This window comes from Pseudomonas sp. NPDC079086 (assembly GCF_044542155.1).
In the GTDB taxonomy this organism is placed as follows: Bacteria; Pseudomonadota; Gammaproteobacteria; order Pseudomonadales; family Pseudomonadaceae; genus Aquipseudomonas.
This window is the reverse complement of the sequence record NZ_JBITTY010000001.1, coordinates 1158958-1175792: the sequence shown is the minus strand read 5'-3', so window position 1 is coordinate 1175792 and position 16835 is coordinate 1158958. Positions and strand designations below refer to the sequence as shown.

The following is a 16835-nucleotide window of genomic DNA, read 5'->3' as shown; positions in this document are numbered from 1 at the left end:
CTCGACACCCGCGCCCCGCGGGTGCCGATGGTTCTTTAATCCGGCCATGCGCCATAGCCTTTTCACCACTCGCCCGGCAAACCACGGTAGCCTTTTGCAACGCACTACCTGGTCGGCGCATAGTCCAAAGTACTCAGTCACGACCATACTTTCAGCAAGCGTCTAGCCATGTAGGGCTTACGCGGAATCACAACCATGGAGCGCCGCAATGGCCGCACGAAAAAAGACCAACGCCTCAGTCACCCCCAAAGGCAGCCTGGAAACCCTCTCGCAACGTGAAGTGCAGCAGCTGCGCGAAACCGGTTCCGGCAGCGTCTATGCGCTGTTCCGCCAGTGCGCCCTGGCGATCCTCAACACAGGCTCGCACAGCGACAACGCCAAGACCATTCTGGAAGCCTATCCGGACTTCGAAATCCGCATCCTGCAGCAGGATCGCGGCATCCGCCTGGAGTTGTTCAACGCCCCGGCCGACGCCTTCGTTGATGGTGAAATGATCGCCAGCACCCGCGAGATGCTGTTCAGCGCCCTGCGCGACATCGTCTACACGCAGAGCGAACTGGAGAACAAGCGGGTCGATTTCGACAGCTCTCAGGGCATCACCGATTACGTCTTCCACCTGCTGCGCAACGCCCACACCCTGCGCGCCAGCGTCGAACCAAAGATCGTCGTGTGCTGGGGCGGCCACTCGATCAGCACTGAAGAATACAAATACACCAAGAAGGTTGGCCACGAGCTAGGCCTGCGCGGCCTGGATATCTGCACCGGCTGCGGCCCTGGCGTGATGAAGGGGCCGATGAAGGGCGCGACCATTTCCCACGCCAAGCAGCGCAACGTGCATGGCCGTTATCTGGGCCTGACCGAGCCGGGGATCATCGCCGCCGAAGCGCCCAACCCGATCGTCAACGAGCTGGTGATCCTGCCGGACATCGAGAAGCGTCTGGAAGCCTTTGTGCGTGTTGGCCACGGCATCATCATCTTCCCCGGCGGCGCAGGCACGGCAGAGGAGCTGCTGTATTTCCTCGGCATCCTCATGCACCCGGACAACCAGAACATCCCCTTTCCGCTGATTATGACCGGGCCGCGCAGCGCTGCCGCCTACCTCGAACAGCTGCATGAATTTATCGGCGCGACCCTGGGCGAAGCCGCGCAGCAGCGCTACAGCATCATAATCAACGACCCCGAGCAGGTCGCCCGGGAGATGGCCGAAGGGATCAAGGCGGTCAAACAATTCCGCCGTGAGCATAACGACGCCTTCCACTTCAACTGGCTGCTGAAGATCGACGAAAGCTTCCAGCACCCGTTTGAGCCGACCCACGCCAACATGGCCAGCCTCAAACTGACCCGCGAACAGCCAGTGCATGAACTGGCTGCCAATCTGCGCCGGGCGTTCTCCGGGATTGTCTCGGGCAACGTCAAGGACAAGGGCATCCGCCTGATCGAACAGCACGGCCCTTACGAGATCACCGGTGATCGCGACATCATGCAGCAGCTCGACCAGCTGCTGCAGGCCTTCGTTGATCAGCATCGGATGAAACTACCGGGCAACAGCGCCTATGAGCCCTGCTACAAATTGACCAGCTGAACCGGTGAAACCCGCGGCGTTGCTGGCACGGCAACGCCGCGCGACCACCGAGCAGGCAGACACTCGCACAGACCGGCGGCTCTGTTATACTCGGGCCTTCCCGCCAGGCTTGCGCCCGGATGCTAGCCCCCAGAGGCCAGTAGTACCGGACGGGATTGCGCCCCCCAAGCGTGATTCAAGCCAGGCAATACACCCCATAGGGCTGCGCCCTCACTAGACAGGATTACACATGTCCTTTGCCTCCCTCGGTCTCTCCGAGGCTTTAGTCCGTGCGGTCGAATCCGCCGGCTACACCCAACCCACTCCGGTGCAACAGCGGGCCATCCCCGCCGCGTTGCAAGGTCGCGACCTGATGGTGGCGGCCCAGACGGGTACAGGTAAGACAGGCGGTTTTGCCCTGCCGATCCTCGAGCGACTGTTCCCCAACGGTCACCCGGATCGCGAACAGCGTCACGGCCCGAAACAACCGCGCGTCCTGGTATTGACCCCGACCCGCGAACTGGCTGCCCAGGTGCATGACAGCTTCAAGCTGTATGCCCGCGATTTGAAATTCGTCAGCGCCTGCATCTTCGGCGGCGTTGGTATGAACCCACAGGTCCAGGCCCTGGCCAAGGGTGTCGACGTACTGGTGGCCTGCCCCGGTCGCCTGCTCGACCTGGCCAACCAGCGCGCCATCGACCTGTCGCATGTGGAAATCCTCGTCCTCGACGAAGCCGACCGCATGCTCGACATGGGCTTTATCCATGACGTGAAGAAGGTCCTCGCCAAACTTCCGGCCAAACGCCAGAACCTGCTGTTCTCGGCAACCTTCTCGAAAGACATCACCGATCTCGCCGGCAAGCTGCTGCACAACCCGGAGCGCATCGAAGTTACGCCGCCGAACACCACGGTCGAGCGCATCGAACAGCGTGTGTTCCGCGTTCAGGCCAGTCACAAGCGCGCCCTGCTCGCTCACCTGATCACCGCTGGCGCCTGGGAACAGGTCCTGGTGTTCACCCGTACCAAGCACGGTGCAAACCGCCTGGCCGAATACCTCGACAAGCACAACCTGCCGGCCGTGGCGATCCACGGCAATAAGAGCCAGAACGCCCGCACCAAAGCCCTGGCTGACTTCAAGGCCGGCAATGTGCGCATCCTGGTGGCCACCGATATCGCCGCCCGCGGCCTGGATATCGACCAGCTGCCACACGTGGTCAACTTCGAGCTGCCGAATATCGAAGAAGACTACGTACACCGTATCGGCCGTACTGGCCGTGCCGGCCGCAGCGGTGAGGCGATCTCCCTGGTTGCCCCGGATGAAGAGAAGCTGCTCAAGGGCATTGAGCGCATGACCAAGCAGAAGATCGGCGACGGCGATTTGCTCGGTTTTGATGCCAGCAAGGTCGAAGCTGAACGCCCGGAAGTGCGTGAGCCGCAGAAGCCACGTCAACCGCGCGGCGCCAAGCCAGAAGGCGATCGCCATGGTGGCGGACGCAAGGACAAAGGCAAGGACAGCGGTCGCGATAGCAACCGCAGCAAACCCCAGGGCGGCCGCAGCCAACAGCCGCGTGGCGCATCATCAAGCCGCGCTGCCGCACCGGCTGTGCCCGCACTCCCTCCGGACCGCGCGCCGGATGAGTTCCGCGACGATGAAATCGATAATTTCGGCAACCGTGCCGACTATGTAAGCCCGAACCAGAACAAGCAGCAGAACCGTGGCCGTCGGCCCGGTGCGCCTGCAGCGCCAAGCGGTCCGAGCGCCAGCAATGGCGTCGGTCTGGGTGCTCGTCCAGCCAAGCCGCCACGCAGCAATGGCGGTGGCGCCAATACTGGCGGTCAGGGTCGTCGTCAGGGCTCGGGTTCTGGTGGCCAAGGCGGTCAGGGCCGTAATGGCTCCGGCCGTGCACGTCCGCCGCGTGACACCCGCACCACCTCGCTTAACCGCGATGAGCTGCCACGCCAGGAAGCGGCAGTGAAAAGCCCACGCGACAAGCAACCGGTGATAGTGCACAAAGGCTCGCGCCTGGATCGCTTCCCGACGCCGGAGCAGCTCGACGAACTGGCGAGCGCCCGCCCGCGTGGCGAAAAGCCGGCCCTGCTGACGCGCAACCGCGAAGAGTCATAGTTCGCGAAGCAGGCCGTTGAAAAACGTTGGCGAGGCAGCCAGCGCAAGGCAAAAACAGGCGAAATGCAGCGCAACGAAGTAACAGCCGTAGGCTGGCCCGAAGGGCGAACGCAGTGAGTCAAAAGCGGAGTTTACGAGTTGTAAATGAGCATTTGATTCGCTTCGCTCACCCCTTCGGGGCCGTGCTAAAGCACGTTCAGCCTTCGGCTGTGAGCCTGTTTTTAACGCCGCGATGGCAAAGCAGGTAGTTTTTCAACAGCCTGCTAGCCGCACACGAAAACGCCGCCCAGTGGGCGGCGTTTTTGTTGGTGCAGCATTCGTTCAGCGATGGGTTACGTCGCGGTGCGGCCAACCGGGCTTACTTGCGTACGCCTTCAACCGAGATGATCAACTCGACGCTTTCCGACGCTGGGCCCAAGTCCTTGGTGATGCCGAAGTCTTTTAGCTTCAGCGTGGTGCTGCCTGCGAAACCAGCACGGTAGCCGCCCCATGGGTCTTTGCCTTCACCGATAAACGTGGCGGCAATCACCACCGGCTTGGTCACGCCATTGAGGGTCAGGTCGCCGGTGATATCGGCAGTGCCCTCGCCAGTGGACTTGACCGAAGTGGACGCAAAGGTCGCAGTCGGATGCTCGCTGACGTTGAGGAAATCATCGCTGCGGATGTGCTTGTCGCGCTCGGCATGGTTGGTGTCAACGCTGGTGGTGTTCAGCGTCACGTTGACCTTGCTGTCCTGCGGCTTGGCGGCGTCGAAGCTGAAGCTGCCGTCGAAGTCCTTGAACGTACCGTACAGCCAGCTGTAGCCCAGGTGGCTGATTTTGAAATTGACGAAGGCGTGCTGGCCTTGCTTGTCGATGGCGTAATCGGCAGCCATCGCCTGACCAGCGCCAATCAGTGCGCCACCAAGTGCCAGGGCTACGAGGGTTTTCTTCAACATCGGCATACTCCTTGTGAGTGTGGGATGGGGCCAATCCAGCCCCGGAAACAGCAAAGCTAACTAGCGCCCGAACATCCGCGTAAGCGTACGGTCGCGATCAATAAAGTGGTGTTTCAACGCAGCCAGGGCATGAATGCCGGCAAAGATCACCAGCGCCCACGCCAAGTACTCATGCACCAAACCAGCAACGTCTTCCTGATCAGGAATGCTGGTCAGACTAGCCGGCACTTCAAACAAGCCGAATACCGGGATGCCGCGGCCGTCTGCCGTAGAGATCAGGTAGCCGGAAATCATCAGGACAAACAGCCCCAGGTAGAGAAAGCTGTGGCCCAGCTTGCTGGCCAGGCGGGTCATTCGCCCATGGTTCGGCAAACTCGCAGGAGGCGGACTGAACCAGCGCCACAGCACCCGGCCGAGCATCACCGCAAACAGCACCAGGCCGATGCTCTTGTGCAGATCCGGGGCGGTCTGGCGCCAACTGCTGTAGTAATCCAGGCCGACCATCCAGTAACCCAGGCCAAACAGGCCGAATACGGTTAACGCCACAAGCCAGTGCATCAGAATACTGACCAGACCGTAGTGAGAAGAGCTATTGCGCCATTGCATTGCGAACTTTCCAGCGAGAAGGACAGGGACCGCGAGTGGAGCAAGACTAGCAACAAACCTATCGACAAAAAGCGGAATTTTTCGCTTTGAAATATCGAGAAATACGATGCATCGCTCAGCCCTTTAACGCAGCCAAATTAGTCTAGCGCCACCCGGCAAAGTTCAGCCCTCCAGCTACAAACGGCAGGATAGAGAGGATCAGCGGCCAGCCTGGCAGATCTAGCGCAGTTGTGCCGTCCATCCACCACAGTGCTTCTGATAGGCTTGGCGCAGATTATTGCGAGCCGAGGAAGAAGTAGAGCGATGAGCCTTAACGACCAGTGGATGCAGCGTGACCTGAAAGTGCTCTGGCACCCCTGCACACAAATGAAGGACCACGAGCAGCTGCCGTTGGTGCCGATCAAGCGCGGTGAAGGCGTGTGGCTGGAAGACTTCGACGGCAAACGCTACCTCGACGCGGTCAGTTCCTGGTGGGTCAATGTATTCGGCCACGCCAACCCACGGATCAATCAACGCATCAAGGATCAGGTCGATCAGCTGGAGCATGTGATTCTCGCCGGCTTCAGCCATCAGCCAGTAATCGAACTGTCCGAGCGCCTGGTCAAGATGACCCCCGCAGGCCTGGACCGGGTGTTCTACGCCGACAACGGTTCATCCTGCATCGAAGTCGCGCTGAAGATGAGTTTTCACTACTGGCTCAACGTCGGCAAACCGGCGAAGAAGCGCTTCGTTACCCTCTCCAACAGCTACCACGGCGAAACCATTGCGGCGATGTCGGTAGGCGATGTCGCGCTGTTTACCGACACCTACAAAGCGCTGCTGCTCGACACCATCAAGGTGCCCAGCCCGGATTGCTACCACCGCCCCGACGGCATGAGCTGGGAGGAACATTCGCGCAATATGTTCGCCGCAATGGAACAGACCTTGGCCGAGCACGGCCATGAAGTCGCGGCGGTAATCGTCGAGCCGCTGATCCAGGGTGCGGGCGGCATGCGCATGTACCATCCGATCTACCTCAAGCTGCTGCGCGAAGCTTGCGACCGTTATGGCGTACACCTGATCCACGATGAGATCGCCGTGGGCTTCGGCCGTACCGGGACGATGTTTGCCTGCGAACAGGCCGGCATCCGCCCGGACTTCCTCTGCCTATCGAAAGCCCTGACAGGGGGCTATCTGCCGCTGGCGGCATGCCTGACCACCAACGAGGTGTACCAGGCGTTCTACGATGACTACTCGACCTTGCGCGCCTTCCTCCACTCGCACAGCTACACCGGCAATCCGCTGGCTTGCGCGGCCGCCCTCGCAACCCTGGATATCTTCGAGCAGGACAATGTGATCGAGGCCAACAAGGCGTTAGCCGCGCGGATGGCCAGCGCCACCGCGCACCTCGCCGACCACCCGCATGTCGCCGAAGTGCGCCAAACCGGCATGGCTCTGGCCATCGAAATGGTGCAGGACAAGGCCAGCAAGACCGCCTACCCCTGGCAGGAGCGCCGCGGCCTCAAGGTATTCCAACATGCCCTTGAGCGCGGCGCCTTGCTGCGGCCACTGGGCAGCGTGGTGTATTTCCTGCCGCCTTATGTAATCACCCCCGAGCAGATCGACTTCCTCGCTGAAGTGGCCAGTGAAGGCATCGACATCGCCACCCGCACCTCGGTGAGCGTGGCGCATGGCAATACCAACTATCCGGGGTTTCGCGATCCGGGCTAATCCTTCCTAACTAGCCGGCTGTATGCGGCACGCCTGAGGCGGTAAGCTTGCCGCCTCAACTGTGCCGCTGCAGCGATTAATCCATGCGCCTTTCTCGTTTCTTTATCGATGCCCCTCTTTCCCTCGGCCAGCACGAGCTGCCGGAAGCCCAGGCCCACTATATCGGCCGAGTGTTGCGGCATGCCGTAGGCGATGCGGTGCAATTGTTCGATGGCAGCGGCCAGGAATTTCTCGGCGAACTGATCGAAGTGGGCAAGAAAAGCGTACGCGTCGAACTGCGCGAAGCCTTTGCCGGTCAGGCCGAATCCCCCCTGCATATTCATCTGGGCCAGGGTCTATCGCGCGGTGAGCGCATGGATTGGGCAATTCAGAAAGCCACCGAACTGGGCGCCAATGAAATCAGCCTGATCATCAGCGAGCGCTGCGAAGTGCGCCTCAAGGACGAACGCGCCGACAAGCGCATGGCGCACTGGCGGCAAGTGGCAATCAGCGCCTGCGAGCAATGCGGCCGCTCGGTGCTGCCGATCATTCATCCGCCCATGAGCCTCGGTGAATGGCTGGGGCAGGTCGCGGCCGAGCTTAAACTCGTCCTGCACCCGGTCGCGGAGCCCTGGGCCAGCCATCCACAGCCAAAGTCGTTAGCTTTTCTGATCGGCCCGGAAGGCGGTCTGAACGACAATGAAGTTGCCTTGGCGAAAACCCAAGGCTTCCACGCCGCCCGCCTCGGCCCGCGCGTACTGCGCACGGAAACCGCACCGGTGGTCGCACTAAGCGTAGCGCAGCAACTATGGGGTGACTTCTAGCCCGCCAGCTGAGCTTTAAGCATAAAAAAGCCCGCTAACGCGGGCTTTTTGGTTTATTCGCGGTCAGATTAATCCGGCATCTGCCAGCTTCTGTTCCAAGCCGATCAGGTCCGGAATTTTCAACACCGCCTCACCAAACTGCACCGCATCCAGCTCCAGCGGCGACAGGGCGACATCGGCACGCACCAGCTCAGCACCGACCTTAATCGAGCGTGGAATGCCTTGCACCAGCACGGCAATAAACTTCACCGACGGACGACCGCCGAGGGCGTTGATCACCGCCACCCGAGAGCCCGGGCTGACGCTGACCTGACCATCCGACGCGGCCTCGAACGACAGCAGCGGCAGACGCAGATCACGCCAGGCAATCTGCCCGAGGAACCAGCTGGGCATGCCCTCACTGACCTGCGGCGCGCGATATGGGATCAGCTCGGCAACCGCAACGTTGGGCAGTAGCAGGGTACGGTCAGTCAGCGGCATCAACAGACCGGTAAGGCTGTTGGCGCTGTTCTGCGTGGCGACGGCTTGGCTCATGAAAATTTCCTGTACAGGGCACTGCCCCGGATTATCGGCACTGCTCGGCCAGGTGATTGACCAGGGCTTCAGCCAGCTCGCGCGGATCACCACTGAGGCTGCTGTAGCCGGCTTCACGCAGGCTGTCCGGCATACTCGGGCAGGCGCAGCTGTCAGCACGCTGAGTCCAGATCACGCTGCCCTGGCGGCGCACATAGGCGGCTGCGGCGCTGCCGTCACTGCCCATACCACTGAAGACGATTACACCGCTCAGGGCGCCAAAGTGCTGGGCCAGGTTAAGCATCATCTGGTCGATCGACGGACTGTAGGGCTCTGGCCAACCCCGCTCGGAAATCTGCATCTGACCGTCATCGCTGAAGCCCAACTCATGACTGATCGGCACCACCACGACTTCACCGCAACGCACTGGGTCACCGTGCCGCGCTGGATTTACATGCCACTGGCTGTGGCGCCCCACCGCTTGCGGCAGCGCGCTCTCGAAGCTCGCATCGATATGCTGGGCATACACAAACCCCACCGGCAGACCGCCCGGCAAGGCATCGAGAAAGGCTTTAACAGCAGCTGGCCCACCAAGGGATGCAGCCAGCAGCCATACCTGACGCGCCGGCTCACCGGCTACCAGCGGGGTATCCGCCAGCGCAGCCGGAAGATCCAGACGCGACGGGCGCTGCGCTTCAGCCAGTAGGGCTTCCAGACTCGGGCCAACTGCCTGCGAGGGATCACCAACCAGCTTCTTCAGCTTGCCGAAGAGACGACGCTCCCAGCGCGGATAGTTTTCTGAATGACGCTCAGGTGCGTGGCCTTCACCAAACAGCACCGGGGCCGAGGCGCTTTCCATCAGGCTGTCGACCAGCGGCAAATCTTCCGACTGCGCCAGATCAACCAGCCACAGATCGGTTTCGCAGGCGTTCAGGGTTTCCTGATCGAGGCGAGCCGGATCGCTGTTCATCACTACCTGATAGCCGCTACCAGTCAACGCCTGCTGCAGCACATGGCGCTGCAGCGAGGTGTCGGCAATAACCGCAATACGGGCTGCAGTTTTCTCGGTCATGTGCGGTTTACCGGGTGGCGGCCCACCAGTTGCTGAATGGTTTCAAGCAACAAGGACTCCTGGTAAGGCTTACCAAGGTACTCGTTGACGCCAATGCTCATGGCCCGCTCCCGGTGTTTTTCACCGGTACGCGAGGTGATCATGATGATCGGCAGGTCTTTCAGGCCCTCATCGTGGCGCACCAGGGTTGCCACTTCGAAGCCGTCCATGCGGGGCATTTCGATATCCAGCAACATGATGTCGGGCTTGCGCTCCTGCAGCTGCGAGATCGCATCGACACCGTCTTTGGCGGTCAGCACGTTCATGCCGTTACGCTCGAGCAGGCGGCTGGTGACCTTGCGCACGGTGACCGAGTCGTCGACCACCATGACCAGGGTCGGCCGATCTGCTTCGATCTCCGCCGCCGTCGCCGACTGCTTGAGCAGGCGCGGTTGCAGCTGAGTAAGCAAATGCGCGTGCAGCACGCGAATGGTCGCCAGCAGGTCGAGAATCACCACCACGCGACCGTCACCGAGGATAGTCGCACCAGAAATTCCGTGTACGCCGGCGAATTGCGGGCCGAGGCTCTTCACCACGATCTCCCGCGAACCCGCCAGGGAGTCGACCTGCACGGCTACGGCGTGCTCCTTGGAGCGCACCAGAATCACCGGCAGCGGCAGGCTCTGACCCACCAATTTTGGCTGCTGACCGTTATTCAGCAGATCGCCCAGGTAACGCAGTTCATAGCTCTGCCCGGCATACTCGAAGCGCGGCGCATCCGGCGCGTAGTAGGCTTCCAGCTCGTATGGGGAAACCCGCACGATACCTTCGATGGTGTTCAACGGAATGGCGTAGAGGTCTTCGCCCGACAGCACCATCAGTGCGCGGTTGACCGACACGGTAAACGGCAGGCGAATGGTAAAGGTCGTGCCAGTGCCGGGGATCGACTCGATGCTCATAGAGCCACCAAGCTGCTTGACCTCGGAGTGGACCACGTCCATACCAACGCCACGCCCGGATATCTGGGTAATCTTCTCGGCGGTGGAGAAACCGGCCTCGAGAATGAACTGCAGCACTTCGTAGTCGGTCAGGTCCGAGTCGGCATCCATCAAGCCGCGCTCGATGGCCTTGCGCTTGACCGCATCCAGGCGAATACCGCCGCCGTCATCAGCCAGGGTCAGGACGATATCGCCGCCCTCGCGGCCCAGTGCCAGGCGAATGGTGCCCTGCTCCGACTTGCCGGCAGCACGACGTACATCGGCGGCCTCGATGCCGTGGTCGACGGCGTTACGCAGCATGTGTTCCAGCGGCGCAACGATACGTTCGAGTACGGTACGGTCCATCTCGCCATCGGCGTTGCCGACGACGAACTCGACCTGCTTGCCCAGCTCACCGGAAATCTGCCGCACGATACGCCGCAGACGCGGCACCAGACGGTCGAAAGGCACCATGCGCGTACGCATCAGGCCTTCCTGCAATTCGGAGTTGACCCGCGCCTGTTGAAGCAGCAGGGTTTCCGCATCGCGGTTACGCGCGGCCAGCGTTTCTTTCAGATCGAGCAAGTCGGAAGCGGACTCGAACAGTGCACGCGAGAGCTGCTGCAGCTGTGAGTGACGGTCCATTTCCAGCGGATCGAAATCCTCATAACCCATACGCTCGGCTTCAGCCTCGATACGGCTGAGAATCTGCGCCTGGGTTTCGGTATCGAGACGACGCAACTGGTCGCGTACACGGTCGATCGTGGCTTCCATTTCACTCAGGGTGAAGCCGAAGTCACTGACCTGCTGTTCGACCCGGCCCCGGAAAATCGAGGTTTCACCGGCCAGGTTAACCAGGCCTTCGAGCAATTCGGCCGGTACCTTGACCAGTTCCTGCGGTGCACGCCGCGAGGCAGCTTCCTGCGCAGCTTCTTCAGCGCGACGCACAAACGGCAGCACCTTGGCCACCAGCTCCTGCGCCGGCATGGAGCTGGCCGCGACAATCGGCGTACTCAATTCGGGCAAGCGTGACGATTGTTCGGCCACTGAAGCAGGTGCTTGCGGGCTCGCCGCATCTGCCACCAGGCTGTCATTCAGGCGCTGACGCAGCGCGTCGAGTTCCTGCTGCAAACCTTCGAAACCCGATTGCACATCGACAAACAGACTCTGCGGCCATGGCGCGCCCTGGGCTTGCGCCTCGGTCAGGTGCTGTTCGAGGCTGTGGCTCAGGTCACCCAGGCGCTTCTGCCCAGCCAGCCGTGCACCACCTTTGAGGGTATGCAGGATGCGCAGCATATCGTCGATGGCGGCGCCGTCTTCACGATCAGCCTCCCAACGGCCGATAGCGGTTTCCATGGCTTCCAGCAGGTCATCACCTTCCTCGAGGAAGATGTCGAGAATGTCCGATTCGGCATCGTCATCCTGCTGAGCTTCGGCGGCTTTGAGGGCTACCGCAGACGGCATGCTCAGTTGTTCATCCGGGTTGGCGCGAAACCGCTTGATGGTTTCGATCAGCGCCTCACCGCTTGGTACGCCACGTTTGTCGCGTACGGCTTCAAGCATCTCAGCCAGGCTGTCGTGACAGGCCTGGAGCAAGGTGAACAAGTCCTGGCTGGCGCGCAAACGTCCTTGACCAAGGCCTTCGTAGAGGAATTCCAGCTCATGGGCGAGGTCACCGATTTCACGGATCTCAGCCATGCGTGCGCCACCCTTGAGGGTGTGCAGGTCGCGCTGCAGCGATTCCAGTTCCAGGCTGTTATTGACGTCACCCATCCAGCGCTGCAACGCCGCACCGGCGCTGTCGATGATGTCGAAACCTTCCTCAAGGAAGATTTCTACCAGCTCAGGATCGCGCTCATCATCAAATACGGCGGGTGCAGTAACAGCGACCGGCGCGGGTTCGGGTTCGGGGTCGGGGTCGGGGACAACATCGGGAGTCGCCGCAAAATCGGCTTCGCTTTCAGCAATAGGTTCGACCTGCGGTTGCTCGTCGAACTCCACGGCGGGCAATTCGAATTCTTCGATATCCAGTGCTTCAGTTGCCAATGGTTCGCTATCCAGTGGCTCCTGCGGTGCATCAGCCAGGATGCCAAAGTCGATTTCTTCTTCTACCTCGGGCAGCTCAGCAGGCTCAGCCTCTGCCAAATCGAACGATTCGATCATCGGTAAGGCTTCGGCTTCGGCTTCGGCTTCGGCTTCGGCTTCGGCTTCGGCTTCGGCTTCGGCTTCGGCTTCGGCTTCGGCTTCGGCTTCGGCTACAGGCTCGGAGATAGCCGGGGTCACTGGCAAGCTTTGTCCGCCACTTTGGCGGAAGCTGCGTATAGCTTCGATCAGTTCCAGCGGCGAATGCATGGCAGCGCGCGCCTGCAGTTGCTCCAGCAGTTGCGCCAGGGAGTCATGGCTTTGCTGCAGCAGGTTTGCCAGTGGTTGCGAGAAGCTGAAACGACGATCAACCAGGCCCTCGTACAAGGACTCGAGCTCATGGGCAAGATCGCCAATCGGGCGAATCTCAGCCATGCGTGCGCCACCCTTGAGAGTGTGTAGATCACGCTGCAGCGATGACAGCGCGGCTTTGTTGTCCGTATCGGCCAACCAGCGCTCCAACGCCTGACCGGCGCTCTCCAGAATATCGACCGCTTCTTCGAGGAAGATCGATACCATTTCTTCATCGAGCGATTCGTACAGCGAAGCAGCCGGCGGTTCGACCAGCAGCTCGCTGACCGACTCGATAGGCGCAGGCAGTTCTTCAACATCCGGTGCGTCGAGCTGCAACGGCTCGATCAATTCATCGGGCTCGGCCTGGCTGAGCTCTTCGAGCGCAGCAGTGGCGTCGGCCAGCTCAACAATCTCGATACCGGCAGCGCCGTTGTTGGACAGTAGGGCCAGGGTATTAGGGTCGAGCGCTTCAAGCAGCAAGTTGCGCAGGGCTGTTACGCGCTCAGGAGCCCCACTGACCTGCAGGCCAGCAGCGACCTGATCCATCATGCCAATCAGGGCTTCATGGGCTTGCTCGGCTTCGCTGAAGAAGCGCTCGCTGACCGCCAGACGACCTTCCTCGACCGCACCATAGAGGTCGAGCAAGGCTTCGCAGAGCTCATCGATTTGCGGCAGCTCGGCCATCTCAGCGCCACGACCGAGTGTCGTCAGCTCATCCAGCAGAGAGCTCAGTTCCTGGCGCTCGGACGGGTGTTCACGCCATTTGCGCAGCAAGTCTTCAGCATCCAGCAGAATATCCATGCCTTCAGCGAGGAAGATGCTGATCATCTGCGGATCGCGTTTCTCACCTTGATCGCTCTGCCGGCTGTTTTCCGCGTGTTCGAGGCGGTCATTGTGTAGCTTCTGCACACGCTCAAGGAACTCGGCAGCACCCGGCAGAACCGCCAGCGGCTGACTTTCCAGCTGCTCAAGCCCCAAACGGAAGAGTTTCTCGGCGCTGCTCAGCAGTTCCGCTTCGGCCAGATCCATCGGGATCAGATTGGTTTTGAATTCCTTGACCAGCTTTTCCAGCGGCGACGCGATCTCGGCCACCGGCTGAATACCGGCCATCGAGGCGCTGCCCTTGAGGGTGTGCAGGGCACGCTGCAGGTCGTCAGTGACAGGCTGCGGCAGTTCCTGGGCACAATCAGCCAGGAAACCAACAAGGGTATCGAGGTGCATTTCCGCTTCGTTGCGGAAAATCTCCAGCAGCTGAGGATCTAACCCGTCTTCATCCTCAACAACTTCTGCGGTAGCGACTGGGCTGCCCTCGGGCTCCGCTACCAGCTCAACCGGGGCTTGAGGTTTTGGGAGGCTTCGACCTTTAGCCAAGGCGTGCGCGGTGGCTGCCAGGTGGTCAACATCATCACGCTGACGTTGTGCTTTATTGGCGAACTCATCGACCAGTGCAGGCATCAACGCGACCACATCAGCGATCACCTGCTGCACTTCGGCACCCGGTTGAATGCTGCGGTCGAGCACGCGGTTGAGCAGGTTCTCAATCGACCAACCCAGCTCACCGATCACCAGAGCACGAACCATGCGGCCACTGCCCTTGAGGGTATGGAAGGCCCGGCGGATTTCGGTCAGGGCCTCCTTGTTGTCAGTATTGGAGCACCACTGCGGGAAGTACTCGCCAATGGTTTCCAGTACTTCACCCACTTCTTCGATAAAGACTTCCAGCAACTCTTCATCAATCGGCTCTTCATCAGCCGGCGGCGGCAGAAGGCTTGGCGGCACATCATGAGCCGGCGGATTGATAGCCTGTACCGGAGCGGCCATCACGTCGGCCATCGACAAGGCTTTTTCTTCAGCAGGTTGCGCAGACTCTTCGCTTAGCGGAGCACTGGGTAGCTCGACCTCAGGCAACTCGAGGGCAGCCAGTTCGGCTTCATTCCAGTTGGCCGGGCTGTCGCTTTCATCCAGTTCAAAGCTGCCGAGTTGCAACTCTTCACCGGCAAAATCTTGTTCTTGCGGCATTTCAGCCAGCGGCAGGGGCTCAGCATCTGGCAGGTCGATACTGAAATCGATCAGTTCAGGATCGGCAGCCGGCGCTTCGTTAATCCACTCAGCATCACTGGATGGAGCCTCAATCGCAGTCGAATCCAGATCAGAAAATTCGGCACTGAAGTCGTCCGCCAGGTCCAGGCTTAACGGTTCTTCAACAGCCGGCTCAGGGCTCGGCTCAACCTCGGCCACCTGCTCTGGTTCAGCACTGAGCACTTCCATATCGTCCAGCGGATCAGCCAGCGGCGCGAAGGACTCTACCGGCGGTTCGAGGCGATCCAGAATCGATGGTTTTTCTTTCAGCGGGTAACCCAGACTCTCCAGGCTTTCCTCAGCCACGTCGAGAATCAGGTCGCCCTGGGTCGCATGGTCTTCAGCCAGGCGTTCGAGGTAGTACTCGACGCTGGTGATGGCGTCCGCCAGGGTGTCGAGGTTCTGCCAGTTGGGCACGGCCTTGCGCGCCAGCAGCTGTTCCTGGATATAGCGGTTGCAGGCATTCAGCAGGTCCGCAGCGCGCTGCAGCGGAATCATCGCCAGGCCGCCACGCACCTGAGTCAGCAAATCGGGAACGCGGGCCAGGTGCTCATGGTTCCACTGCGAGGCGATAAACTCGATGATCGCGTCTTTGGCCTGCTCAAGGCCGTTGCGCGCTTCCTTGATCACCAGCTGGTGAATCTGCGCCACATCAGTAGTCGGTAGATGACTTTCTTCACGGCCGCCATCCTGCGCGGGACCGACCATACCGGCCAGGGTGGCTTCGACGTACAGCAGAGCGCCGGCAACATCCATCAACACCGCATCGCTCGGCTCGCCCTGCCCCTTGGACAGGCCATTGACCACATCGAGTTGGTCAACAATGACTTTGCGCGGCTGACCAAAACCCAACACCGCAAGGGTGTCGGCAATCTGCTTGAGCGGTGCGGCGAGCGCATCAAGATCGGCGACCTGGGTACGGTCGCTGCGCACGAACAGATCGAGGCTGTCCTTGACCCGCACCAGCTCTTCACACAGTGCTGCAACCACCGAACGCATGGCGTCGCGGTCTGGGCCGGCAAGACGGGCGCGCTCTTCGTCGACAACATCGGTGTCCGGCAATGCATCGGCGAGGCGGTAGTGCTCTTTAAGGTTGCGTACGCGCGGCGACTGCGTCGCCGACTTGGCCACGTAGAACAACAGGTTCTTGCTCAGCTCGTCGGGGGCGGCCTGGTTAAAACCATCGGCGCCCTGTTCAAGTAGGCGCTTGAGTTCCTTATCAACCTGACGCAAGAGGGTGCGAATCGAGGTGCCATTTGCAACGCTGCCGTTGGCCAGACCTTCGACAATGCCCGAGGCGATCTGCCACAGAGGACCAAGCGGTGAATCCTTGCTGAGGTTCTCCAGGCGCGCAAAAACTCGCGCCATATAACCCAAGTTGGTCGGCAAATCCTGATTGCGGATCACCCCGACCAGGGCCATTTGCAGCATTTGTCGCAGTTTGCGCAGCAACACCGGCAATTCGGCGGTACGCAGTTGATCAATGGCTTCATGGGGCAGCGCTGGCGTGCGGCCGGACATATCCGGGGCAAACAGGCTGGTTTCCGAAAGCAGTTTTTCCCCACGCGCAGCGCGCAGGTCATTGAGCAGAGGCAGCACGACCATCGGCAAGTCGCGGCGGGCAGTCTGGATGCGATCAAGGTACACCGGCAGCTGCAGAATCGACTGCATCAGCACTTCCAGGGCTTCTCCCTGGTTGGTCACCCGACCGTCGATCAAGGCGCCGGCCAGCTGTTCCATTTCCTCAGCCAGCAACGCCGCCCCGAAAAACTCGACCATCTGCAAGGTGCCAAGCACCTGATGCACATAGGTCTGGCAGAAACGCATGCGCGTAGCATCCTGGGGGTTCTCGACGAACGCCTCCAGCGCCTGACGCGCCTGTTTCAGGGTTTCCGCGATCTCGCCCTTAACCCATTCCAGGGCGACATAATCGTGCCGATCACCCATAGCCACTCCACTCATATACTTGGCTCTTCTGCCTTTTCAAGCTGCTGAAATATGACCTGCGCTGCCATTGCCTACGCTTTTCAACAGCCT

General features: G+C 60.7%; 9 protein-coding genes. 4 read left to right on the top strand and 5 right to left on the bottom strand.

Annotated features, from left to right (window positions below):
* Window positions 1-208 precede the first annotated feature (208 nt).
* Window positions 209-1582 carry a nucleotide 5'-monophosphate nucleosidase PpnN gene (ppnN, locus tag ACIGEK_RS05550; RefSeq protein WP_397492325.1) on the top strand — a complete coding sequence of 458 codons (1374 nt, stop codon included), beginning with the start codon at window positions 209-211 and terminating at the stop codon, window positions 1580-1582.
* A gap of 229 nt (window positions 1583-1811) precedes the next feature.
* Window positions 1812-3686 carry a DEAD/DEAH box helicase gene (locus tag ACIGEK_RS05545; RefSeq protein ID WP_397492324.1) on the top strand — a complete coding sequence of 625 codons (1875 nt, stop codon included), beginning with the start codon at window positions 1812-1814 and terminating at the stop codon, window positions 3684-3686.
* A 358-nt stretch (window positions 3687-4044) separates the two neighbouring features.
* Here the strand turns inward: ACIGEK_RS05545 and ACIGEK_RS05540 are convergent, their stop codons facing one another.
* Entirely contained in the window at window positions 4045-4623 is a 579-nt protein-coding gene (locus ACIGEK_RS05540) for a YceI family protein (RefSeq protein ID WP_397492323.1), read from the bottom strand.
* Between the two features lie 60 nt (window positions 4624-4683).
* The gene (locus tag ACIGEK_RS05535; RefSeq protein WP_397492322.1) at window positions 4684-5229 is read right to left on the bottom strand and encodes a cytochrome b; all 546 of its coding nucleotides are present in this window, start codon (window positions 5227-5229) and stop codon (window positions 4684-4686) included.
* A 303-nt stretch (window positions 5230-5532) separates the two neighbouring features.
* Here ACIGEK_RS05535 and ACIGEK_RS05530 point away from each other — a divergent pair, with 303 nt between their 5' ends.
* Entirely contained in the window at window positions 5533-6939 is a 1407-nt protein-coding gene (locus ACIGEK_RS05530) for an adenosylmethionine--8-amino-7-oxononanoate transaminase (protein WP_397492321.1), read from the top strand.
* 83 nt (window positions 6940-7022) lie between these two features.
* Window positions 7023-7742, top strand: coding sequence for a 16S rRNA (uracil(1498)-N(3))-methyltransferase (locus ACIGEK_RS05525; protein WP_397492320.1), 720 nt, complete (start codon window positions 7023-7025; stop codon window positions 7740-7742).
* A gap of 63 nt (window positions 7743-7805) precedes the next feature.
* Here ACIGEK_RS05525 and ACIGEK_RS05520 read toward each other — a convergent pair whose 3' ends face one another.
* From ACIGEK_RS05520 to ACIGEK_RS05510, 3 genes are read right to left on the bottom strand one after another with little or no spacing between them, the layout of a single operon-like run.
* Window positions 7806-8276 (bottom strand): chemotaxis protein CheW, encoded by a 471-nt coding sequence (locus ACIGEK_RS05520; protein WP_397492319.1) that lies wholly within the window; start codon window positions 8274-8276, stop codon window positions 7806-7808.
* Window positions 8277-8307: 31 nt separating this feature from the next.
* On the bottom strand, window positions 8308-9327 hold the full coding sequence (locus tag ACIGEK_RS05515; RefSeq protein ID WP_397492318.1) for a chemotaxis protein CheB: 1020 nt from the start codon (window positions 9325-9327) through the stop codon (window positions 8308-8310).
* Window positions 9324-16745, bottom strand: a complete 7422-nt coding sequence (locus tag ACIGEK_RS05510) for an Hpt domain-containing protein (RefSeq protein ID WP_397493087.1) — start codon at window positions 16743-16745, stop codon at window positions 9324-9326. Before ACIGEK_RS05510 ends, ACIGEK_RS05515 begins: the two co-directional genes overlap by 4 nt.
* Between the last annotated feature and the right edge of the window lie 90 nt (window positions 16746-16835).

What these genes read in the sequence shown, in the direction of transcription:
- ACIGEK_RS05510 (WP_397493087.1), bottom strand. Translation starts at nt 16,745, where the DNA reads ATGGGTGATCGGCACGATTATGTCGCCCTGGAATGGGTTAAGGGCGAG.
- ACIGEK_RS05515 (WP_397492318.1), bottom strand. Translation starts at nt 9,327, where the DNA reads ATGACCGAGAAAACTGCAGCCCGTATTGCGGTTATTGCCGACACCTCG.
- ACIGEK_RS05535 (WP_397492322.1), bottom strand. Translation starts at nt 5,229, where the DNA reads ATGCAATGGCGCAATAGCTCTTCTCACTACGGTCTGGTCAGTATTCTG.
- ACIGEK_RS05540 (WP_397492323.1), bottom strand. Translation starts at nt 4,623, where the DNA reads ATGTTGAAGAAAACCCTCGTAGCCCTGGCACTTGGTGGCGCACTGATT.
- ACIGEK_RS05525 (WP_397492320.1), top strand. Translation starts at nt 7,023, where the DNA reads ATGCGCCTTTCTCGTTTCTTTATCGATGCCCCTCTTTCCCTCGGCCAG.
- ppnN (WP_397492325.1), top strand. Translation starts at nt 209, where the DNA reads ATGGCCGCACGAAAAAAGACCAACGCCTCAGTCACCCCCAAAGGCAGC.
- ACIGEK_RS05545 (WP_397492324.1), top strand. Translation starts at nt 1,812, where the DNA reads ATGTCCTTTGCCTCCCTCGGTCTCTCCGAGGCTTTAGTCCGTGCGGTC.
- ACIGEK_RS05520 (WP_397492319.1), bottom strand. Translation starts at nt 8,276, where the DNA reads ATGAGCCAAGCCGTCGCCACGCAGAACAGCGCCAACAGCCTTACCGGT.
- ACIGEK_RS05530 (WP_397492321.1), top strand. Translation starts at nt 5,533, where the DNA reads ATGAGCCTTAACGACCAGTGGATGCAGCGTGACCTGAAAGTGCTCTGG.